The 22,857-nt window shown below is 62.0% G+C and carries 14 protein-coding genes and 1 tRNA gene; 8 read left to right on the forward strand and 7 right to left on the reverse strand.

What is annotated here, in order from left to right; translation table 11 throughout:
* Positions 1 to 36: 36 nt before the first annotated feature.
* Positions 37 to 1,230 carry a mannose-6-phosphate isomerase, class I gene (gene manA, locus EWV35_RS09430; protein ID WP_238654371.1) on the reverse strand — a complete coding sequence of 398 codons (1,194 nt, stop codon included), beginning with the start codon at positions 1,228 to 1,230 and terminating at the stop codon, positions 37 to 39.
* 132 nt (positions 1,231 to 1,362) lie between these two features.
* Between manA and EWV35_RS09435 the strand changes: the two genes are divergently transcribed.
* Positions 1,363 to 2,778 carry a phosphomannomutase/phosphoglucomutase gene (locus EWV35_RS09435; protein WP_129661146.1) on the forward strand — a complete coding sequence of 472 codons (1,416 nt, stop codon included), beginning with the start codon at positions 1,363 to 1,365 and terminating at the stop codon, positions 2,776 to 2,778.
* Between the two features lie 109 nt (positions 2,779 to 2,887).
* Here EWV35_RS09435 and EWV35_RS09440 read toward each other — a convergent pair whose 3' ends face one another.
* Positions 2,888 to 4,747 carry a phosphoenolpyruvate carboxykinase (GTP) gene (locus tag EWV35_RS09440; protein ID WP_129661149.1) on the reverse strand — a complete coding sequence of 620 codons (1,860 nt, stop codon included), beginning with the start codon at positions 4,745 to 4,747 and terminating at the stop codon, positions 2,888 to 2,890.
* A 270-nt stretch (positions 4,748 to 5,017) separates the two neighbouring features.
* Between EWV35_RS09440 and EWV35_RS09445 the strand changes: the two genes are divergently transcribed.
* Positions 5,018 to 5,090, forward strand: a tRNA-Arg gene (locus tag EWV35_RS09445).
* 398 nt (positions 5,091 to 5,488) lie between these two features.
* Here the strand turns inward: EWV35_RS09445 and EWV35_RS09450 are convergent.
* Positions 5,489 to 6,838 carry a UDP-glucose dehydrogenase family protein gene (locus EWV35_RS09450; RefSeq protein WP_129661152.1) on the reverse strand — a complete coding sequence of 450 codons (1,350 nt, stop codon included), beginning with the start codon at positions 6,836 to 6,838 and terminating at the stop codon, positions 5,489 to 5,491.
* Between the two features lie 403 nt (positions 6,839 to 7,241).
* Entirely contained in the window at positions 7,242 to 8,357 is a 1,116-nt protein-coding gene (locus EWV35_RS09455; protein ID WP_129661155.1) for an NgoMIV family type II restriction endonuclease, read from the reverse strand.
* A 161-nt stretch (positions 8,358 to 8,518) separates the two neighbouring features.
* Between EWV35_RS09455 and EWV35_RS09460 the strand changes: the two genes are divergently transcribed.
* Together EWV35_RS09460 and EWV35_RS09465 are read left to right on the forward strand one after the other, a co-directional pair.
* The gene (locus EWV35_RS09460; protein WP_129360496.1) at positions 8,519 to 8,842 is read left to right on the forward strand and encodes a 2Fe-2S iron-sulfur cluster-binding protein; all 324 of its coding nucleotides are present in this window, start codon (positions 8,519 to 8,521) and stop codon (positions 8,840 to 8,842) included.
* 89 nt (positions 8,843 to 8,931) lie between these two features.
* Positions 8,932 to 9,732 carry a DUF4232 domain-containing protein gene (locus tag EWV35_RS09465; RefSeq protein WP_129661158.1) on the forward strand — a complete coding sequence of 267 codons (801 nt, stop codon included), beginning with the start codon at positions 8,932 to 8,934 and terminating at the stop codon, positions 9,730 to 9,732.
* Between the two features lie 12 nt (positions 9,733 to 9,744).
* Here the strand turns inward: EWV35_RS09465 and EWV35_RS09470 are convergent, their stop codons facing one another.
* Both EWV35_RS09470 and EWV35_RS09475 read right to left on the reverse strand, forming a co-directional pair.
* Positions 9,745 to 10,347: a malonic semialdehyde reductase gene (locus tag EWV35_RS09470; protein ID WP_129661161.1), complete on the reverse strand. Its 603-nt coding sequence runs from the start codon at positions 10,345 to 10,347 to the stop codon at positions 9,745 to 9,747.
* 118 nt (positions 10,348 to 10,465) lie between these two features.
* Positions 10,466 to 11,719 (reverse strand): purine-cytosine permease family protein, encoded by a 1,254-nt coding sequence (locus EWV35_RS09475; protein WP_129661164.1) that lies wholly within the window; start codon positions 11,717 to 11,719, stop codon positions 10,466 to 10,468.
* A gap of 106 nt (positions 11,720 to 11,825) precedes the next feature.
* On the opposite strand from EWV35_RS09475, the gene EWV35_RS09480 reads away from it, so the two are divergent.
* Complete coding sequence (locus EWV35_RS09480; RefSeq protein WP_129661167.1) at positions 11,826 to 16,955, forward strand: Lhr family helicase; 5,130 nt, start codon at positions 11,826 to 11,828, stop codon at positions 16,953 to 16,955.
* Between the two features lie 94 nt (positions 16,956 to 17,049).
* Here EWV35_RS09480 and EWV35_RS09485 read toward each other — a convergent pair whose 3' ends face one another.
* Positions 17,050 to 19,077, reverse strand: coding sequence for an acetoacetate--CoA ligase (locus EWV35_RS09485; RefSeq protein WP_129661170.1), 2,028 nt, complete (start codon positions 19,075 to 19,077; stop codon positions 17,050 to 17,052).
* Between the two features lie 341 nt (positions 19,078 to 19,418).
* On the opposite strand from EWV35_RS09485, the gene EWV35_RS09490 reads away from it, so the two are divergent.
* The 3 genes from EWV35_RS09490 (at position 19,419) to EWV35_RS09500 (ending at position 22,850) form a co-directional block, all read left to right on the forward strand.
* Entirely contained in the window at positions 19,419 to 20,939 is a 1,521-nt protein-coding gene (locus EWV35_RS09490) for an amino acid permease (RefSeq protein WP_129661173.1), read from the forward strand.
* A gap of 93 nt (positions 20,940 to 21,032) precedes the next feature.
* Positions 21,033 to 21,830 carry a carbon-nitrogen hydrolase family protein gene (locus EWV35_RS09495; RefSeq protein WP_129661176.1) on the forward strand — a complete coding sequence of 266 codons (798 nt, stop codon included), beginning with the start codon at positions 21,033 to 21,035 and terminating at the stop codon, positions 21,828 to 21,830.
* Between the two features lie 186 nt (positions 21,831 to 22,016).
* The gene (locus EWV35_RS09500) at positions 22,017 to 22,850 is read left to right on the forward strand and encodes a pseudouridine synthase (RefSeq protein WP_238654373.1); all 834 of its coding nucleotides are present in this window, start codon (positions 22,017 to 22,019) and stop codon (positions 22,848 to 22,850) included.
* Positions 22,851 to 22,857: the final 7 nt, after the last annotated feature.

Genomic DNA, 22,857 nt, shown 5'->3' on the forward strand with positions numbered 1-22,857 from the left:
GGCTTGGACTCGCCGTCCACCGGTTTTTGTCAGTGGTTAGGCGCAGGTCGCGACGTATGCTCGGCCGTTGCCCGTGAATTCCAGCGTGTCTTCAGAACCACTGTGCAACACGGATTCCGTCCCGCGCAGGCTGAAGTTTTCTCCGGCTCCCGAAATGCCGAACTCGCCGTCTATACACAAGATCGCGGCAAGACCATCGCATGGGTACTCTACGGGCGCGTCCTGTGCAACGTCGATCTGGGCAACGCTCAGCCGAGGGTCCCACAATTCATAGCGAGCGACCCCAGGCTTCTGCTGCTTCGGCAGGCGGAGTTCCGGAGCAGGCTGATCCTCGATGAGGACCGAGAGCATTTCCTTGACGTCGATGTGCTTGGGTGTGAGGCCGGCGCGCATCACGTTGTCGGACGGGTTCATGATCTCGACCGCAGTGCCCTGGAGATAAGCGTGTACTTGCCCGTGGGGGGTATACGCGGATTCTCCGGGTTTGAGGAAAAGCTGGTTCATGGCCACTGCTACGAGCAGTCCGCGGTCCCCCGGATAGGCGTCATGCACCAGGAGGATGAGGTCGGCCAGAGCGTCAAGCTCGAATCCGGGTTGCTCGCGACGCTCGGCGGCGCCCTCCTCTTCGAACGGGTGAGCAAGGCTCCAATCCATCGCTGCATTCACGGTGGCGTCCAAAGCGACCGAAGAGCTCGTCTCATCCTTGGCGAAAATGGCCGTGATGATGTCGGCGGCGTTGTAATCCGCCATTTCGGCGAGCCACGTCAGATTCAGTTTTTTTGCGATGTCCTTGAGGTCAAGCGCGGGCCGGATACCTGTGAGGATTCGAAGCGGCGAATACGCGATGACCGTCTCCGGTTTTGATTGGCGATCCTTGTAATTGCGCTCCTGCGCATCCAGCGCGATGCCGGCCGCCTCCTCCCGTTCATACCCCTCAGCAGCCTGCGCTTCGGAAGGGTGCACCTGCAACGACAGCGGTGACTCGATGGCCAGGATCTTGAAGAGGAACGGGAATTCGGTCGTACCGCTCGGAAGCAGCCCCTCCGGATCGTCGCTGACGAGTTCAGCCAGAGAGCGCTCCCCTTGCGCAGTCTGGATCATGGACGGCGCTTTCGGGTGAGCACCGACCCACAGCTCGGCCTCGGGCTCGGCGGCGGGATATTCTGCGCCACGGAGTTTAGGAAGCGTGTCCCGGGTGCCCCAGGCATAATTCTGGATTGGATTTACCATCTTCAATAGCTGCCCCATAGTCATCAATCCAACCACACGTCTTCTCGAGAGCGCAGTATCCGTGAGCGGGTGTGAGAGCGGCCACGACCGTGCACAGCAAGTTTTCGAAGTGCGGCACCGTAGAATCTCAGCGTGAGCATTAACCTAGAAGAGTCATTCAAGGCCTACGACGTCCGCGGAATCGTGGGGGAAACCATAACTCATGCGACCGTTCGAGCAACGGGAGCGGCTTTCGTCGATGTTCTTGGCCTAACCGGAAAAACCGTCCTGGTCGGCGGAGATATGCGCCCTTCCTCTCCCGAATTCATCGACGAGTTCGCAGCGGGAGCGACGGCGCGGGGAGCCGATGTTCTGAAGATCGGTCTGATCTCCACGGATGAGCTGTATTTTGCCTGTGGTGTTTTCGACGCTCCCGGCGTTACCTTCACGGCTTCGCACAACCCCGCCGAGTACAACGGCATGAAAATGGCCAAGGCCGGGGCGGTCCCGGTCTCCTCCGAAACCGGGTTGTTCGAGATCCGTGATGCGGCCCAGAAGTACTTGAGCGAAGGCGTGACTTCGGTCGAGAATACGGGGACCGTGAAGGAGCGTGACATCCTCGCGGACTACGCAAAGTACCTCCGTGACTTGGTGGATCTCGCCGGAATTCGCAGATTGAAGGTCGTCGTCGATGCGGGCAACGGAATGGCCGGAAAAACCACACCTGCCGTGCTCGGCGACTCGGTGCTGGACGCGTTGCCGCTCGACATCAGCCCGTTGTACTTCGAGCTCGACGGCACTTTCCCTAACCATCCGGCCAATCCCCTCGAGCCGGCCAATCTGCGCGACCTGCAGGCCGCCGTCGTCGAACAGGGTGCCGACATCGGGCTTGCCTTCGACGGAGATGCCGATCGTTGCTTCGTCATCGACGAGAAAGGCCAACCGGTGACCCCTTCCGCGATTGCCGCGCTGGTTGCCGAGCGCGAGATCGATCGCGCGAACGCCGACGGGAATTCCGAACCGGTCATCATCTACAATCTGATCACCTCAAAAGCCGTGCCCGAGCTCGTCGAGGCGAAAGGTGGCCGTCCCGTCAAAACGCGCGTGGGCCATTCCTTCATCAAAGGCGTTATGGCCAGCGAAAAAGGAGTCTTCGGCGGTGAGCACTCGGCTCACTACTATTTCAAGGACTTCTTCAACGCGGACACCGGCATGCTCGCAGCCATGCACGTGCTCGCTGCGCTCGGGACGCAGGACCAACCGCTGTCCGAGCTGGCTGCGAAGTACGCGCCTTATGTGGCTTCCGGGGAGATCAATTCAAAGATCGAAGACAAGGCGGCCGCGGTCCAGCGGGTTCGTAAGGCTCTGTCGGATCAGCCGGTAGACGTGGATGACATGGACGGCACGACTTTCACTCACCGGTCCGAAGGATGGTGGTTCAATCTCCGCCCTTCGAACACCGAGCCGTTCCTGCGCCTGAACGTTGAGGCACCGGATCAGGCCACGATGGAGCGTGTCCGGGATTTCGCTCTGGACCTGGTTCGGCAGCAGCCGACCAAGCCGTCCTAGTCCACTCGATCGAGAACCCGGCGCGGACTATCGCCGGGAGATAGCCAACGACGCCGCCCGGCCGCATTCCACAATGGAAGCGGCCGGGCGGCGTCGTTGTCAACGGAGGTTAGCCGTTCAAACGTGCTCGCAGAGCGTCACGCTGTTCCTTCATCTCGGATGGAACGCGATCACCGAGCTTCTCCAGCCATTCGTCGATTCCCGGGAGCTCTTCTTCCCACTCATCCGCGTTGACGGCCAGGGCGGCCGCGGTGGCCTGGGGATCGGCGTCGAGTCCGGTCAGGTCGAGATCCTGGACATCGGGCACGATGCCGACGGCCGTTTCCCGCCCACCGGCGGTGCCTTGAAGACGCTCGACGATCCACTTGACCACGCGCGAGTTCTCGCCGAATCCGGGCCAGGCAAAACCGCCGTCCGGGGTGCGGCGGAACCAGTTCACGTAGAAGATCTTCGGCATATTCTCTTCGCCATACTTCTCCGCGAGGCTCACCCAGTGCTTCAGGTAGTCACCGGCGTTGTAGCCTATGAACGGCAACATCGCCATCGGATCGCGACGCACGACGCCGACCTGGCCCTTCGCCGCTGCGGTCGTTTCCGAAGACAACGTCGCACCCTGGAAAACACCATGGTTCCAGTCGAAGGACTGCGACACGAGCGGCACGGTGGTCTTGCGCCGTCCACCGAAGACGATCGCGGACAGCGGCACACCCTCGGGGTCGCTGTACTCGGGAGCGACGATGTCGCACTGCTCGATCGGTGTGCAGAACCGCGAGTTCGGGTGCGCGGCAGGACGACCTGAGTCGGGGGTCCAGTCTTGACCTTTCCAGTCCGTCAGGTGCTCGGGGACCTCGTCGGTCATGCCTTCCCACCAGACGCCGCCGTCATCGGTCAGAGCAACGTTGGTGAAGATCGTATTGCCCTTCGCGACGCCGCGCATCGCATTGGGGTTGGTCGACCAACCGGTCCCCGGGGCCACACCGAACAGGCCAGCCTCCGGATTGATAACCCGAGGCTTGCCTTGGTCATCAAAGCTGATCCAGGAGATGTCGTCACCGACCATCTCTGCTTTCCAGCCTTCAATACTGGGCTCGATCATCGCGAAATTGGTCTTGCCGCACGCGGACGGGAATGCCGCGCTGATGTAATGAGTCTCCCCCTTGGGGTCGGTGACCTTGAGAATCAGCATGTGTTCGGCGAGCCACCCCTCATCATGTGCGATGGCCGAGGCAATGCGCAGGGCATAGCACTTCTTGCCGAGAAGCGCGTTGCCGCCGTAACCGGAACCGAAGGACCAAATGGCTCGTTCTTCTGGGAACTGGACGATGTACTTATCCGGGTTGCAGGGCCAGGCGACATCCTCCTGCCCTTCTTCCAGCGGTGCGCCCACGGAATGGAGGGCTTCTACGAAGAAAGCCTCAGTCTCTTCCATCTTGCGCAGCACGTCTTGACCGATGGTCGCCATAATGCGCATCGAGCACACGACGTAGGCGGAGTCTGAAATCTCCACCCCGAATTTCGGGGCCTTGGCATCCAGGTGCCCCATGACGAAAGGGATCACATAGAGCGTGCGACCACGCATGCAACCACGGTATTTTTCGGTCAGGGTCCCCTTCATCTCTTCCGGGTCCACCCAGTTATTGGTGGGCCCTGCACCCTGGCGGGTTTTGGAGCAGATGAATGTGCGCTCCTCGACACGTGCAACATCCTCTGGATCGGAGAATGCGGCGAATGAGTTCGGGAACTTGTCTTCACTGAGCCGCACAAACGTACCGGCGTCCACGAGTTCACTCGTGAGGCGGTCCCATTCTTCCTGTGAACCATCCACCCAGTGGATGGCATCCGGTTCAGTCAACTCGGCGACTTCACGAACCCAGTCCAGCAACGGCTGGTACTTGGTGGGGGCGTTCTTCAGGGCCTCTTCCACGGCTGGCTTCAGCTTGTCGCTGTTTCCGACGACGATGTCAGTCATTAATTGTTCCCCTCAACAGGTTGCGGCCCTATACAGGCCATCACTCACGACATTGTGTGGGGGGTGCTCGATATCCATATGGACTGTTGCTCGCTGCGCGCACAACAGGATCCAGCTCCGTCCCTTGTGACATGACCACAGTAGCGTAAACCGAACGTGCTGTTCCACGATCTCAATGAAGCGCAGATCACAAGACCTCGAGTTGGCGTTTCAAAAGCTCGCATGTAAGCTAGTACTCGGCCTTGAAGCGGGAAGCCGTTCAGTGGCCGGGCGCCTGTAGCTCAACGGATAGAGCATCTGACTACGGATCAGAAGGTTGGGGGTTCGAATCCCTTCGGGCGCACATCAACGGAAGCCCCGTCATCCCCGGATGACGGGGCTTCCCCCATTAAAAGCCCACTCGATGGGGATACCGGTGCGCAGCGCCCACTGTTTCAGGATAACGAGCCGGATCGAGCACACGTGGCCCGGTTTACAGTTCATTACCGCGACCAGCTGCTGACGAAGACCGATCTGCGACCTGCCGGCCCCACGCAAACGAATCCCCCCCAAAAAAATCGGCCAGGATGAGCTGACTGCGCGAGCCCGTCAAACGGAATGGACGTCCGGCCCGCGGCACGCCGTCCGAGGAATTCCTCGGACGGCGTGCCGGGATGGGGCTTCGACGGTGAGGGAGGACTTGCGCCCTGACCGATAACCACGGTCCGGAGCGAGTCAGGACCGGGTGGTAACCCGCATCGGTCAGCCGTGCAGCCCCGCCGTCGCCCGACCGATCGAGGCGTACACGAATCCCGCCTCGGCTACGCGCTCCGGATCATACAAGTTGCGGCCGTCCACGATGACTCGGCCACGCATCGCCCGGGAAAGCGACGCGGTATCGAACACCCGGAATTCTTCCCACTCGGTGCAAATCACCAACGCATCTGCTCCCTCGACGGAACCCTCCTTCGTCTCCGCGTAGATCAATCGATCCTCCTCCTGGCCCACGGCGTCCCGGAACGAGTTCGCAGCGACGGGATCGTATACACGCACCGTGGATCCGGCGGCCAGCAAAGATCGAACGACATCGAGCGAAGGAGCCTCACGCACGTCGTCCGTCTTGGGTTTGAAACTCAAACCCCACACGGCCACGATCTTGCCTTCCAAAGCAGGAACCAGCGCGGACAGCTTCTGGAACAACAGTCTCTTCTGCTCCGCGTTGACGCCTTCGACGGCCTTCAGCATGCGCGGCGTGCGTCCCGCGTCGCGAGCCACGTGCGCCAGAGCTGCGATGTCCTTAGGGAAACAGGACCCGCCATACCCGGCGCCCGCGTAGAGAAATGGCTGGCCGATACGGGAGTCCGAGCCGACCCCCAGCCGTACCTTTTCGATGTCAGCGCCCGTTGCCTCGGCGATGCCCGCGATCTCGTTCATCAGACTGATCTTGGCGGCCAGCATTGCATTCGCCGCGTACTTGGTGAGCTCGGCGGAAGCGACGTCCATGGCGATGATCTTCTCGCGCTGACGGTTGAAGGGTTCGTAGATCTCCCGGAGAACCCTCGCGTCGCGATCGTTCGCAGTGCCGATGACGACACGCTCGCCGTGCTTGAAGTCCGCGATCGCCGTCCCTTCCTTGAGGAACTCCGGATTGGAAGCCACACCCACGCGCGGGCCTCCCCCCTCGGGATACCGCTGGTTCAGCTCGCGCTGGATAGTCTCGGCAACCCAAGCGGCCGTGCCGACGGGCACGGTGGACTTGTTGATGACCAGCATGTCGAGGTTTGCACGCCGACCGATTTCCTGGGCCACGGCGTCGACGGCGCGCAGGTCCGCCGAACCATCAGTGGCCTGGGGTGTGCCTACCGCGATGAACGCGGCCTCTACGCCGTCCAGAGCTTCACCGGCGTCGGTGGTGAAGCGCAACCGGGCATTTTCCAGATTCCTGGCGAGGAGACGGTCAAGGCCCGGCTCGAAGATCGGGGATTCTCCGCTCTGGAGGCGGCGTACGCGGGCGGCGTCGACGTCGACGCATGTCACCTCGTGCCCACCATCGGCCAAACATGCACTTGTGACCAGCCCCACGTAACCGGAACCGAACACCGCAATCTGCATCGATACATTCCTTTCTTCTGTTCTCGATGGGGCCGGAGACATACGGGGATTCGAAGCAGCGTGGCCCCCCGCCCACACTCGTACCCCGGATGATTTCCGAAGGCTACTTACCGGTACACTAGGATAGCTCCTGCCTCATGCGGCCTCCGCACGCGCAAAGGGAACGGCCGCAGTTCGGGAAACTAGATCCCTGCCGATGGGAGAACTCACGTCCTGGATCGGGGATCTGCTCCGTATCAATCGGCGAAATATCGGCCAGAGGCAACACCGATTCGAATCCAAAGGCTTAGGACTTCAGCCCATAGCCGCAGAAGAGCGTAGAGCATCGACCGAATTCGGTTAGTCCGAATCGGGAGCATGACCCGATCGAATCCACGAGCCGGCACCGGCCAGATCAGTTCGGCTAAATCGCCAGGTCCAGCGGCAAATCCGAAATGTCGCGGAGGCGTCGGCCTTGAACCATCGTGTGAAGGAGCTCGGCGCCGGCTGGGTCAGTCTCGGGGTCGATCGCATCCAGCAGCTCGTACAACGCGAAGTGATACACGCAATCGATATCCCCCGTTCCCAAAGCCACCGAGGCGATGCGGGAAGGCATGGGCTCACCCGTGACGACCACGAGATGCGGAACCCTGCCACGCCTATTGCGGATCAAGTGACGTGACTCCGATTTGACCTGCTCCGCCCGGTCGCTTCTCAACGTCCACTTGCAGGAGATCACGGCATGAAGCAACGGCTTGGGCTGAACAGACGAACGCAATGGGCTGGACGAGGCCAACGGCCCCATCGGATCAACCAGGCGTGCGGACCCGTTCAACTCGGTATCCGGAACCGGATGACGAGCAATCACGACATCGGGGGCAATGATCTCCGCGTCATGCCCCATGAGCGCCCTCAAGTCACGACGGGAAACGATGGCCTCGCGCATCGTCGACAGGTGTTCGTACTGTTCAAAGATCTCAGAGGCATCTTCGATCCCGGTCCATTCTTCGCGATCTCCGAGCCGCCGAACGACCCAATCGCCGGGCCGGATGGCATCCAGGGCCTGTGTCACCGACTTGAGGTACGCCGCAACGGCCCGCTCGAAGTTCCGACTCACCCCTTTGCCCGGCGCTCGCGCAACCTCGGGAACTCCGCCGATGCCGTCGGCAACGAACCGCGCATAACGGATGCTCGATGTGGAGTCCTTGTCAGCATTCGACGGCACCCCGGAGGAAGGGTTCAGAACCAGCACGCGCTCATCGAGCAACGCACGGTGGAAAACACGGCGAGCGCGATCCAACAGGTACTCCGGCTGGGTCCGACGGAAAGCCGCAATCTCTGCCCTGGTCATCTCGGCTTCTGCCTCCCGGAGGTTCGGTGGCGCCGTGGCAGGCCGTGATGTCGGCGCCATGGACCGGCCCGCACCCTCGCCCGAACCTACAACACACCCCTCGTCCTTGCCGGACTCGGCGAATTCGGTGAGGTCAAGAGAGAACAGGAACTGTTCCTCCGGCTCTTGCTGCGAGCGCTTCCGGCTCATTCGGCCTCCTGAAGATTGGATCACTCGCCAGATTACTGGAGATGTCGGCTGGGCAGATCGTCGTATGTTTCCGGTCACTCCTTGTGAAGAGTCGTTTACGCCGACACCGGAGCCCCACCTAGACTGTTTCGAAAGAGATTTTCGATCCAATCTGGAGAGCAATGAGCATCAATATCACCGTGGTCGATGAGTCCGGAGAGGCTCAGGAAGTGGAGTGGAAGGACAACCAGACACTCCTCGAATGCCTGCACAAGAACCAGTATCCGGTTCTGGCCACGTGCGGCGGAAACGCATCGTGCGCAACCTGTCATACCTTCATGGACCCCGAACACTTCGAAGCCGGCGGCGACGAACGCACGGAAGCGGAAGAAGACCTGCTCGAGATGATCGACGACGTCGCGAACGACTACTCGCGGCTGGCTTGCCAGACCGAATACAAGGACGAGCTCGATGGGGCAACGGTAACTCTCAAGCCCGGAATGTAGCCTGGGCAGTTCTTGCGGCGTTATTTTGCCGAACGCCACATTCGACGGAAGCGGTGGAACCGCTCTGTTAATACGCATAATCTAATGCCATGGCTCATGACACCACTCGACGCTTTCGAACGTCGCTCACGGGGGTTGCCGTCGCGGCGTTGCTCCTCGGAGTTAGCGCGTGTTCTCCTGGCGGATCCCAAGGGGAGAACGAATCCGCGTCGTCTTCCGGTTCCGCATCATCGTCGACGTCGAGCCCCGCCCCGTCTTCCTCCGCGACGTCTGCCGAACCCATCCCTGGGCCCGCCTCTTCGACGCCCGCCCCCACGCCGACCGTCACCGAGCAGTCTCCGACACAAGAGCCTTCGGGCACCTCGTCCCAGGCACCGTCGGAACCTCAGCCAAGCGAGCCCACGCCGACGGAGCAGGCCCCCTCGTCAGGGGCTTCTTCCCAGAGCCCCACGACTCAACCGGGCGCGAAAAGCACTTCTTGCGCTGACGGTGCACTCAAGGTCGCCGTCGAGGCTTCCGGCGGCGCGGCCGGGTCCACGAATTACACCGTGACGTTCACCAATTCCGGGTCGGATGTGTGCAAGCTGTCCGGATATCCCAGTGTCAACTTCGTCAACGATTCCGGGCAGACGATCGGTGCCGCGGCAATGCAGGCCACCGAGCTTCCCGGCAACGGGGCAACCCTGAACCCTGGGGGCTCCACCTCGGCTGCTCTGCGCAGCACTCAGGCGGACCTCTACGGACAAACATGCGAAAAAACCAATGCTTCCGGCCTGCGCATCACCGCACCGGGAAGCGAACAAGTATTGGATGTCAGCTTCCCGATGTCGGCGTGCGCCAATGGTTCGGTTCAGCAACTGTCCGTGAGCAAGATCGGCGTCCAGAGCTGAACGGAGATTCCGCTAGAGGGTCGTCGTGGATTCCTCGTAGGAGTACCGCGGGGAACGATCATATGAAGGGTCGACACCTTTACCGATGTTCACGACCACAAGCGAGCTCAGGTCCATTCCGGCGAGCAGGTCCTCGTCCACGCCGGCGGTGTCGAATCCTGTCATCGGGCCCGCTGCGAGGCCCAGGGCCCGTACAGCCATGACGAAGTAGCCCACCTGGATGAATGCGTTGTCGCGACCGGTAGTCTCTGCGAGCTCCGGATTGTCCAGGTACATCTGCCCCATCTGCGGACGGGCCGGCAGGAAATGCTCGAATTTGTGGTGCCACTTCTTGTCGACGGCCAGGATCGCGACCAACGGGGCGGCCTCGGTCTTCGGCTGATTGCCGGGCATCATGTGCGAGACCAAACGTTCCCGCCCTGCGCCGCGCTCGACCCACACCACGTGAAGCGGCTGAGAGTTGAAAGCCGTCGGACCCATTTTCGCCAGCTCGTAGATGGCGCGCTTCTGGTCCTCGGTGACCTCGACGTCTTCGAACTCGCTGACAGTGCGAGAGTTGAAGAGCAGATGGAGATCCTCGTCGGTCAACTGTGACTGGGTTATGGTGTCGATCATTCGTATTCCTTCGTCTCGGAGCGGCACTGGACGAGTGCCGTTGCTTTACGTGTAAACGGACTCTTTCAAATGCTTATTCCGTGAGAAGCTCGTCCAGCCGCAAGTGTGACGGAACTCGCTAAAGCCCCCTCCGTGGGCGACGGGCCACCACTGCGTACACCGCGAAAGTCACGACGAAGGCCGTCAGGGTTGCGCCACAGGGAATCGAGACCACATATGCAAACCACCACGAGGTCAGTGCCCCCACGGTCCATGACAAGAGCGCAGGCAGACCGAAGGCCGGCATAGCCGCGCCTTCCGCGTAGTGGGCCTTGTTCTTCAGGTAATAGTCGCAGATCATAATCGCGAAGACGGGGACGAAAAACGCCCCGATAACCAGCAGAAAATCGGTGAAGTAGGACAACAGGGCAATTTGGGTGGCTCCCAGAATAGAGATCCCGCCGACCACCGCGACGGTTCTCCCGTACCGCTTCCCCGCCGCCGGGAAGAGACTGGAAACGGAAGTGACCATCCCATAGACAACCATGGTGTTGGTGGCCATGACAGAAAGGAACACGATGGCGGCGATGGGCCATCCGAAGCTGTTGACGAGCGGTTGCGGATTGAATTCCGCCACCGGGCCACCCTGGTCAAGGATCGCCATGGTGGCCGTGGCTCCCATCGCCATCGCGAGGATCGTCGAGGCCGTGTATCCCAAGAACGTGCCCGACATGGTTCCTCGCTGGGATCGACCGTACCGGTTCAGGTCCGCGGAGAGAACCGTCCACGAAATCGCCGTGGCGAAGACGGCGTCGAAGGCCAACGACGGCGTATACGCTCCTTCCGCGGGGAGGCGCGCGAGATAATGCGAAGCCTGACCTTCCCCCAGACATTGCCAGAATATCCAAGCCATGCACACAAGAATGACCAAGGCCAGCCACGGCTCGACGCGGGAGATTCCGGAGTGTCCGAAAACGGCCAGGATCACGACCAACAGTTCGCAAGCCACGGAGAATAGGACTGGATTCGACCATCCCGTAGCGTTGGAGACCAACGTGTTGACGGTGACGCCCGCTAACATCGCTTGGACCCAACTCCACCCCATGAGCACCAGGATGTTGGCGACCTTGGGCACGACGCTCCCGGCGCGGCCGAAGGGAACCTCCGTCAGTTCCATGGTCCCCCGTCGTGTGCGGGTGCCGATGTTGCCGACCAGGATCAGGACGATACCGCCCAACAGAGTCCCTGCGACGATCAACACGAGCGAGGTTCCGTAGGCTAAGGACGGCACGAAAAGTGTTCCCGTCAGCATTGTGGTGACCACCAGGTTGGCCGCAAGCCAAGTGCCACCGCTGCGAAGAAAACCAGGTCGATCCTCGCTCTGAATTTTCACTCCAACCTTCACCTGTTCTCCTGTGACATATCAATGAGAGAAACACACTGCACGGTGGTCCAGGTTACCTGGAGCGGGGAAGGCAGGACACGGCACAATGGGAGGTATGCCCTCGGCAATCGAACGTTTCAGCCCCGCAACCCGCGAGTGGTTCACCGGCGCATTCCTGCGACCAACTTCGGCACAAGACGGCGCCTGGGATGCGATCGCCCAAGGTCGGCACGCGCTCGTTGTGGCTCCTACCGGATCCGGCAAAACCCTCGCCGCGTTCCTGTGGGCTCTCGACCGTCTCCTCCACGCCGACACCGGCACGGGTTCCACCGACGAGTCAGCCCCCACTCCGACGGGGCCGCACGGCACACCCGAAGCCCCCGGCCGACGAGCCGCGGAACGGAGGAAGAAAGCCGCCAACCACACCAAGGTTCTCTACATCTCGCCGCTCAAAGCCCTCGGCGTCGACGTGGAACGGAACCTGCGTTCTCCTTTGGTCGGCATCTCCCAAACCGCGAGATTCCACGGCACGGAACCACGCGAACTCTCCGTTGGGATTCGCTCAGGCGACACGCCCGCTCGTGAGCGACGGCGTCTGGTCACGGATCCCCCGGACATCCTGATCACCACGCCGGAGTCTCTCTACCTGATGCTGACCTCCAAGGCGAGGTCGACCTTGTCCCAGGTGGACACCGTGATCGTGGACGAGGTCCACGCCGTTGCCGGTACCAAACGAGGCGCCCACCTGTCGGTTTCCTTGGAACGATTGGATCAGATACTCCCCCAGCCGGCTCAGCGGATCGGGCTCTCCGCAACGGTCGAGCCCGTGGAGACGGTCGCTCGTTTCCTCGGCGGCACCGCACCCGTGACCGTCGTCCGTCCCGAGGCCGAGAAGAACTGGGACCTCACGGTTTCCGTCCCGGTACCGGACATGTCCAATCTGACGACTCCGGTCCCCCGCACCGACCTGCCCGAACAGCGCTCCGGGGTCAGCGCCGGATCGGCATCGTCGGGTACTGCGACCCTGGAGGACGCCCTCGGCCTGGACCTGGAGTCCCCTCTGATGCAGGACTCCGATCACAATGAGCACGCGCCGTCCGCCTCGAATCCGCTCCCCCAGGAAACACCGCACACCGTGGTCGCCTCGATCTGGCCGCACGTCGAAGAACGAATTGTCGACTTGGTGGAAGCGAACCGCTCGACCATTGTCTTCGCCAATTCACGAGGACTGGCGGAAAGGCTGACCTCGCGACTCAATGAGGTACACGCATTTCGCGAGGAACAACGTGGCAACGCTGCACCGACAACGGAAAATACTGGTCTCTCCCTCTTCAAGGGCCCACAAGACGATGTTCCGGGAAGCCTTCCGGGCGGAGCCGAAATTCCGTATGCCCCTCCGGCTCTGAACCACCTGAATTCCGGCACGGCTCCCTCCGAACTGGCTCGCGCACACCACGGATCCGTATCCAAGGACCAGCGGGCCCTGATCGAGGACGCTCTGAAATCAGGCCGTCTCCGTTGCGTTGTCGCGACGAGTTCCCTCGAGCTCGGCATCGACATGGGCGCGGTCGAGATGGTCATTCAGGTCGAGTCTCCGCCGAGCGTGGCCAGCGGACTGCAGCGCGTTGGACGCGCAGGCCACCAGGTGGGCGAGACCTCACGCGCGGTGATGTATCCCAAACACCGTGGTGATCTGCTCTCGTCGGCCGTCACCGTCGAACGCATGCGGTCCGGGGCCATCGAGCCACTGCACATTCCGGCCAATCCTCTGGACGTTTTGGCGCAGCAGACCGTTGCGGCGTGCGCACTAGGGCCCATCGACGTCGAGGCATGGTTCGAAGCGGTCCGGCACACCGCGCCGTTCGCGGCTCTTCCACGATCCGCCTTTGACGCCGTCCTCGACCTCTTGGCCGGAAAATACCCGTCCGATGAATTCGCGGAGCTCCGCCCACGGTTGGTCTGGGATCGAGACGCGGGGACCCTCGAGCCGCGTCCGGGCGCCCAACGCGTCGCCGTCACCTCAGGAGGCACGATCCCGGACCGGGGCCTGTACCCGGTCTACATCGTTGGCTCCGAGGAGCAGGACCGGGGCCCCAAACGCGTGGGCGAGCTCGACGAAGAAATGGTCTACGAATCTCGGTCCGGGGACGTGATAGCCCTCGGTGCGACCAGTTGGCGCATCGAGGAAATCACCCACGACCGCGTCAACGTGACTCCGGCGCCCGGCCAGGTCGGCAAATTGCCGTTCTGGCACGGCGATGGGCCAGGGCGACCCGTTGATCTGGGGGAAGCTACAGGAAAGTTCACGCGTGAGGTGGCGACGTCTCTTGCCGAAGGCGACGAGGGCGTCGAAGCGGTGCGGGAACGCCTGACCTCTGCCGGACTGGACGAATGGGCCGTCGACAATCTGTGTGCCTACGTGGACGAACAGCGGGGCGCGACCGGGCAGGTTCCGAGCGAGAAAACCGTGGTTGCCGAACGTTTCCGTGACGAACTGGGCGACTGGCGGGTCATCCTACATTCCCCTTACGGCATGCCCGTCCATGCCCCGTGGGCGCTGGCCGTCGGAGCCCGGATCGACGAGCTCTACGGTTTGGACGGTTCCGCGATGGCGGCCGATGACGGCATCGTTTTGCGCATCCCCGCGATGGAAGAGAACCCTCCCGGTGCGGACTTGTTCATGTTCGAACCGGATGAGATCGAGGCGATCGTGACCGAGCAGGTCGGATCATCGGCATTATTCGCCTCGCGCTTCCGCGAATGTTCAGCGCGCGCTCTGTTGCTTCCACGCCGTGACCCTGGCAAGAGGACACCGTTGTGGCAGCAAAGGCAACGATCGGCCCAATTGCTCGATGTCGCCCGCAAGCACCCGAACTTCCCGATCATCCTGGAAACTGTGCGCGAGTGCCTCCAGGACGTCTATGATCTTCCGGCTCTGCGTCGAATTCACGAGAGCATCGAGTCCAAACGCATTACCGTCCGGGAACTGGAGACCCCGGAACCCTCGCCTTTCGCCAAGACTCTGCTCTTCGGCTACGTCGGGCAATTCCTGTACAACACGGATGCGCCACTGGCCGAACGCAAGGCCGCCGCGTTGTCCCTCGACCCGACGTTGCTCTCCGAATTGCTGGGCCGGGACGAATTGCGCGAGTTGCTGGATACCGAGGTGATTCGGGAAACCGAAACACAGCTCCAGCGTCTGGCCGAAGGCCGGCAGATGCACGGACCCGAGGGTCTTGCGGACCTGCTCCGGATACTCGGGCCTCTCACCGTGGAAGAGGCGGCCGCGCGCCTCGAAGACGGGGAGGGCACCAAACTTTTCGCTCAGGAACTGTTCCGAGCAAATCGTGCGTACAGGACCCGCGTGGCCGGATCCGAAAAGATCGCTGCCGTAGAAGACGCCGCCCGCTTGCGTGATGGTCTCGGGACACCTCTGCCGATGGGAATTCCTCACGCTTTCATCGAGCCTGTCGCAGATCCGCTCGGTGACTTGGTCTCCCGCTTCGCACGAACTCATGGCCCATTCACCGCCACCGAGGCCGCTCAGTCGCTCGGGCTCGGGCCCGCCGTGGTCGAGACGACTCTGGCACGGCTGGCCACCGACCGGCGTGTCGTCCAGGGTCGTTTTCTGCCGCCGGAGATGGCGAACGAGCGGGCAGGCGGCGAGCAAGCCGTCGAATGGTGCGATGCCAGTGTGCTCCGTACGATTCGCCGGCGTTCTCTGGCCGCATTGCGCTCTCAGATCGAGCCCGTGGATGCGGCGACATACGCTCGGTTCCTGCCGGCGTGGCAACACGTACGAGCCAAAGGTGCCAGCGACGATCCGCGCGTGGACGATTCGGACGGCCTTCTGAGTGTCATCGACCAGCTTGCCGGCTTCCCGGTCCCGGCCTCCGCGTTGGAGACCCTCGTTCTGCCCGCCCGCATTCGCGGCTACCAGCCCCAGATGCTCGACGAGGCGATGTCCCGCGGTGACGTGTTGTGGACGGGCGCGGGCACGATTCCAGGCCAGGACGGGTGGGTCAGCTTGCACCTGGCCGAATCCGCGGATCTCACCGTTCCGGCGGAGCCCCCTACCCGGCTCGATGACCTGAGCGAGGACGCGCGCAAGGTGTTCGATGCAATGGGGGACGGCGCCGATTTTGCCCCAAGAATTGCGATGCGAGCCGGGATGACCGTCGGTACGGCAGGCGATGCGCTGTGGGAACTCGCCTGGGCCGGGTTGGTCACCAACGACACCGCGGGACCCCTTCGCGCGTTCTTGGACGGAGGGAAATCCGCACATTCGAGGCCCAAGGCACCGGGACGGTCCAGATCTCGTGGGCGACGCGGAGCCGGCCGCATCACCTCGGCCAGGTTGGGCAGCCGGACCCACGCCGATCCGTCGCGTTTCGGGCTTGGACTCGCAACGGGAGAGCCCGCGGAGTCTGCCGCAAATATGTCCGGGTTGAGCCCCCAACGGGAACGCGAATTGAGCGGTCGGTGGTCGCGGGTCAGCTCGTTCCTCGATGAGGAACCGCTGGATATGACGGTCCGTGCGGTCGCCATGGCGCAACTGATGCTCGACCGGTACGGCATTCTGACCCGTGGGGCAGTTGCCCAAGAAGAGACGCCAGGTGGCTTCGCCGCCGTATACCAGATACTGACCGCGCAAGAGGACCAAGGCGAAGCCCGGCGCGGATACTTCATTGAGGGTCTCGGCGGTGCTCAATTCGCCGCACCTTCCACCGTGGATCTTCTGCGGTCCTCGACGATCGACGAGCAGCTCGAAGGCTCGACCTCTGAGCCGCGGGCCCCGGAAGTGGTGGTGTTGGCGGCCAGCGATCCGGCCAATGCCTATGGCGCGGCATTGGCATGGCCCGACGCGGTTCCCGCGCCACGGCTTCTCGGTCGTGACGCGACTGCGGACGAGGATTCTCGTCTCGCTCGCCCGGGCCGGAAGGCCGGTTCCTTGATTGTTTTGGTGGACGGCAGGTCGGTCTTGTACGTCGAGCGCGGAGGGAAAACCATGCTTGCATTCTCTGCCGATCCCACGGACTTGGAGCTAGCCGGTCCCGCGGTTGCTTCCGCTGTGAGAGTCGGGGCGGTGGACAAACTCATTGTCGAGAAGATCAATGGGGTCTCGATCCTCGAGCGGGGAACCACCGGCGATGGCGGCGAGCGCGCTCCGATCGCTGTTCTCCGGGACGGACTGGTTTCCGCAGGTTTCTATACGACGCCCCGCGGGATCCGGATGCGAAAGTGACGACGTGGCAATTCTGCACGGACCGGGTCCGAACTGCCCGTTGGGTAGCGTTTGAGCGCGATATCCACACGGGATACCGCGCATTGTCGTCACATCACCGCTCGACGTCCTCACGGCTTGCGCGGAAAATCCGGGCTGCGGCGGCGTACCAGTCGAGGACGTCCTCATCCTCGGCACTCGAACGGTTCAATGTGCCGGCGTCAGCCCCCTGGAAAAGCTTTTTCACCGGAATCTCCATCAGTTTCCCAGTGCGTGTCCTGGGGACCGCGGGGGCTTCGATGAACTCGTCGGGCACGTAGCGCGGAGAGACCCGAGTCCGAATGGCCTGCACGATGCTCGCTTTGAGCTCATCCGTGAGTTTCTTTCCCCGTTGAGGCACCACGAACAAGGGCATGTAGTAGTCCCCGCCGGCCAGTTCCGCGCCGATGACCATCGACGCCTCGACGCCGTCGACCTGATCCACGACGTCGGTAATGTCCGCCGAACCCATCCGAATGCCACCGCGATTGATCGTTGAATCGGACCGGCCGTGGATGATCATTCGTCCATCCGGCATCTGTGTGGTCCAGTCCCCTTGCCTCCATGTTCCGGGGAAAAGATCGAAGTAGGCGTCACGGTATCGAGTACCGTCGGCGTCGTTCCAGAAGCAGATCGGCATACTGGGCATCGGCAGTGTGATCACGAGCTCTCCCACCTCGTTCCACACTCGTTCGCCTTCCGAATTCCACGCTTCTGCCGCGATGCCGAGGTACGGGCCCATGATTTCACCGCGATACACGTCCATATACGGGTTACTGCCGACGAATGCGCTGGTCACATCGGTTCCGCCCGAGTCGGACCCCAGTCTGACGTCGTCGCTGACGGCCTCGTATACCCAATCCCATGTGGGGTCGGGAAGAGGCGAGCCGGTCACGAGGATCCCGTTGAGGGCCGAAAAATCGTATTTGGTGTTGGGGTAAACGCCCGCCCGATGCACCATGCTCAGCACGCCTGCGCCAGTCCCGAAGAAAGTGACCCTGTTCCGTGCCACGAGCTCCAAAGACTTGTCCGGCCCATCGAAAACGGGAGATCCATCGTAGACCAGGACCGCGCTTCCGACCAGGAGGTTTCCCATGTGCAGATTCCACATCATCCACGTCGTCGCGACTGCAATGTAGACGATGTCCCCGGGGCCGACGCCCGCGTGGAGCCCCAGCGCCTTCATGAATTCGAGGCTCACGCCACCGTGCGAGTGCACTATTCCTTTGGGTTTGCCCGTGGTGCCGGAGGAGTACAGGATCCACAGGGGATGGTCGAAGGGGACCTGTTCATAATGGGGCTCGGCCGGTGTCGTGATGATCTCGGAGTAGCGGAGCACGTCCTGGGGCCCGGCGCCCACATTCGTTGGGGAACTCTGGTCGACGAGGATGACGTGTTCGACCGTCGGCAGGAGCTGGCGCAGTGGGTCGATCGTGCCCGTCATGTCCCGCATCGTGCCGTTGTAGTCGTAGCCATCAACAGTGAACAGGATCTTCGGTTCGATCTGCGCAAAACGGTCCGCCACGCCTTGGGGGCCGAAGTCCGTGTTGACGACCGACCAGATCGCGCCGACCGAGGCGGTGGCCATGAGCGCCACCACGGTCTCGGGGATATTGGGGAGCACCGCTGCCACGCGATCCCCGGGTTCAACACCGAGATCGCGAAGTTTCTGCGCAACCGATGCCACCTGCGCCTCGAAGTCTCCCCAGGTGAGCTCGGTGCGCGGGGCAGACTCGTGTTCGCCGATGATCGCGACGTCGTTCGGGCGGCTCTTCGCTGCGCGCAACGAATTCTCCGCATAGTTTAGTTTGGCTCCAGGGAACCATTGGGCGCCCGGCATCTCGCGGGTCGTCAAGACTCGATCCGATTGCTCCGAAGAGACCACGCCGAAGTATTCCCAGACATCGGACCAAAAGTCCTCGAGGTGCTCGATCGACCACTCATGGAGTCTCTGGTAGTCGGGCAAGTCAAACCCGTGCTTCCGTTCAACCCATCGAGCGAAGGCGTACATCCGGGACCGTTCTATCGATTCCTGGGATGGGCTCCAGAGGCGTGTGCGGTTTTTGAGAGGTTCGGGCCGCTGGCCCCCAGGTTCGATGGGCATCGTGCCTTCTCCTTAGTTGGGCTTTTGGTCGTGCCGGTACCTGCGCTCAACGTGCAGTGACACGGCAGAGTTCCGGTACGTTCGAGCCGTCGGATCGCCCTACCAGAGGCTCGCGGCATCAACCATGGTGTGCAGGTCATCACTTCAAGACTAGCCCTGGAGCATCGCGACCGGAGGAGGTGTTCATTGTGCGGGCAAAACATCCCTCTGACTTCCTCCGGTCAATCGCCAGACCTTCAGTGCCCAGTTTCAAATATTGAGAATCCGCCCCCAAAGCGGCTATCCGCAGAGTACGCTCAGACATCATTATTACCGGCCTTACTTTCCGTTAAGGAGCCATCATGGCCTCTGGACTTTTCCGCACCAAGTCCGTTGAGCAGAGCATCCGGGACACCGAAGAGCCCGAGCATCAGCTCAAGAAAAATCTCGGTTCGCTTGATCTTGTCGTGTTCGGCGTCGGCGTCTGCATCGGTGCCGGCATCTTCGTTCTGACCGGACACGCCGCGGCCACCAACGCCGGCCCCGCTATCGTTGTCTCATTCCTGATCGCGGGCGTTGCCTGCGGTTTGGCGGCGATGTGTTATGCCGAGCTCGCCTCGACCGTCCCGGTCGCGGGATCCGCCTATACCTTCACCTACGCCACGCTGGGTGAATTGGCCGCATGGATCATCGGCTGGGACCTGATCCTCGAATTCACCGTCGGTGCGGCGGCCTTGGCCACATCGTTCAGCCAGTATCTCGGTGTTCTCCTAGCCGATACTCCCTTCGCAATTCCGGACGCGATCGCTTCCGTGGAAACAGGATGGATCAACCTACCGGCCTTTCTGCTGGTTGCGGCCCTGACCGTCGTCCTGATCACTGGGGTCAAACTCTCCAGTCGGTTGAATCAGATAGTCACCGGTATCAAACTGCTCGTCGTTCTGGCGGTCATCATCGTCGGTATCTTTTTCGTCAAGGTCTCCAACTGGGTTCCTTTCATTCCTCCGGCTCAGGGAGCCAGTGGATCCGAAGGTAGCGCTCTGACGCTGCCCCTCGTCCAGACGGTCTTCGGCATCGCCCCCAGCGTCTTCGGGATCGGAGGCGTGTTCGCGGCCGCGGCCATGGTGTTCTTCGCGTTCATCGGCTTCGACATCGTCGCCACCACCGCCGAGGAGACCCGTAATCCTCAGAAGAACCTCCCGGTTGGCATCTTTGGTTCATTGGCTATCGTGACCGTCCTCTATGCCGGAGTCTCGCTGGTCATCACCGGAATGCAGAACTACAAAGACATCGATCCGGACGACGGCGCCCCGCTCGCGACCGCATTCACCCACAGCGGTCTGCCGATCATGGGAAACATCATTGCCGTGGGCGCCTGCATCGGTTTGATCGTTGTGACCATGATCTTGTTCCTGGGCCAAACCCGCGTTGGCTTCTCGATGTCGCGGGACAATCTCCTGCCAAAGGCCTTGGGAAAGACTCACCCGAAATTCAAGACTCCGTACCGGTTCACAATCCTCGCCGGTCTCGCCATTGCGCTGCTCTCCGCTTTTGTTCCGCTGTCCAAACTCGCGGACCTCGTCAACATCGGCACGCTTTCGGCCTTTGTTCTGGTTTCGGTGGGCGTGATCATTCTGCGCAAAAATCGGCCGGATCTGAAACGCTCGTTCAAGGTTCCTTTTGTGCCGGTTCTGCCGATTATCTCCGCTCTCGTGTGCTTCTACCTCATGATGAACCTGCCCCTGGAAACCTGGATCCGCTTCGTCGTCTGGCTTGCCATCGGCATCGTGGTGTACTTCGCGTATTCCCGTCACCACAGCCGGCTCGGTCACGAAGCACCATCCGATCAGGCGCCCACCGATTCCTCGACACCGGTCTCCTGACTAGGCCTCCACGCCCCCTGACGACGGCGCGCGATCGGTCCGACCGGTTGCGCTCCGTCGCCCTTCTGCCGGTCCACGAGATACCGTGGTTTCATGACTACCTCAGATTCACAACCCGTACGCATCGCGCTCCTCCAGACCGAAGGCTCACCGGGCGACGTCGAGGCGAATCTGCAGGAACTCCGCGAGGCGGCAGAACGCGCAGCCCAAGCCGAGGCAGGTTTGCTCCTGACTCCCGAAATGTTCGTGACCGGATACAACATCGGCGGTCAGCTCTCGGCCCTGACCGCTCTCCCCTTGACCGAGTCCGTGGCGGAGATCGCCCGGGTAGCAGGCGTCGCGATTGCCGCCGGCTTGCCTCTCACCGCCGACGGCGGGATCGTCAACAGCGTCGCGCTCTTCGACCGCCAAGGTCAGCAAATTGCCCGATACGACAAGACCCACCTGTTCGGCGACCTCGACCGCTCGATGTTCAGTGCGGGTTCAGCTCCCTCTCCCATCATTGATTTCGAGGGCCTCAAGCTCGGAATGCTGATCTGCTACGACGTCGAGTTTCCCGAAACCGTGCGTTCCCTCGCCCTGCAAGGGGCCGACGCCGTCCTAGTCCCGACCGCGCAGATGGCACCGTATGCATTCATTGCGGAACGCACGATCCCTTCCCGCGCGTGGGAGTCCCAGATCTACGTTGCCTACGCAAACCATGTGGGCGCCGAAGGGGACCTCACCTACGTGGGTCGAAGCAGCGTGACCGCTCCTGACGGCGAAATCCTGACGATGGCGGGCGAAGAACCGGAACTTCTTTTTGCGGAACTCGACCCGAAACGCGTCCGGGCCTCCCGGGAGGAGAACCCTTACCTGAACGACCGGCGCCCCGACCTCTACACGGCCTGACCCGGCGAGCACCGGATCCCGCCGCCGACTACAGAAAACTGGCCCATGTCCCGTCGACCGCGACCATCTTGTCCCGTCCCTGCCCGTAATGGCGTTTCGCCTACCCGCGTCAGGCTTCCTGGCGACGGCGAATTCCCGACGATCTCCGCATTCCTCACCGCACGCTTCCCGCCGCACGACCCGAAGGTGACGGAGGAGCTCTTCGCACGGGGCGACGTCTTGGACCCTGGCGGACAGCCGCTGGACGTCCGCGAGGCCTTTCGGCCAGGTAGTCACGTGTGGGTCTTTCGACCGCTGCCCGATGAACCGGAATTGCCTTTGGACCTGCCGGTTCTCTACGAGGACGAACACCTCCTCGCCGTCGACAAGCCCCATTCCCTGCCTGTGACTCCGCGTGGTTCATTCGTCCGACAAACCGCGGTCACGAAATTGCGGGTCGAAACGGACAATATATTGCTCTCCCCGGTCCACCGGCTCGACCGGTTGACGGCCGGCGTCCTTCTCTTCGCAAAAACTCGTGAGGCGCGTGGTCCGCTCCAAGCGCTTTTTGAACTCCAACGGGTTTCCAAAACGTACGAGCTCATCGCTCCGCTCGCGCCGCTGACTCCCGACGTCGGTCCACCGCATCTCCCGGTCTATCCGGCGGAACCATGGGTCGTGCGCTCCCGCATCGTCAAGGACGCCTCTTCTCTCCAAGCACGCGCGGTTCCCGGTGCCCCGAATGCTCTCACTGGCGTCGTTCTCCTGCAGGAGATCGGGGAAACAGAGTGGGGACTGTACGGCGCCAATCCGTTGTCCGGGAAAACGCACCAGATCCGCGTTCACATGAACTCGTTGGGCAGACCGATCTACGGCGACCCTTTGTACCCGCGCATCCAGGAGGAAGAGCTGAGGCGGCCCATCGGGAACCTGCGGCTGCTCGCCCGCGAGGTACTCTTCAAGCACCCGTTCACTCAGGAGTACCTTCGCATCCGCTCAGACCGTACGCTGGATGTCAGTACGATCGCTGATTCCCACTGAATCGAAA

This window comes from Rothia uropygialis, from assembly GCF_004137765.1.
GTDB lineage: Bacteria > Actinomycetota > Actinomycetes > Actinomycetales > Micrococcaceae > Rothia.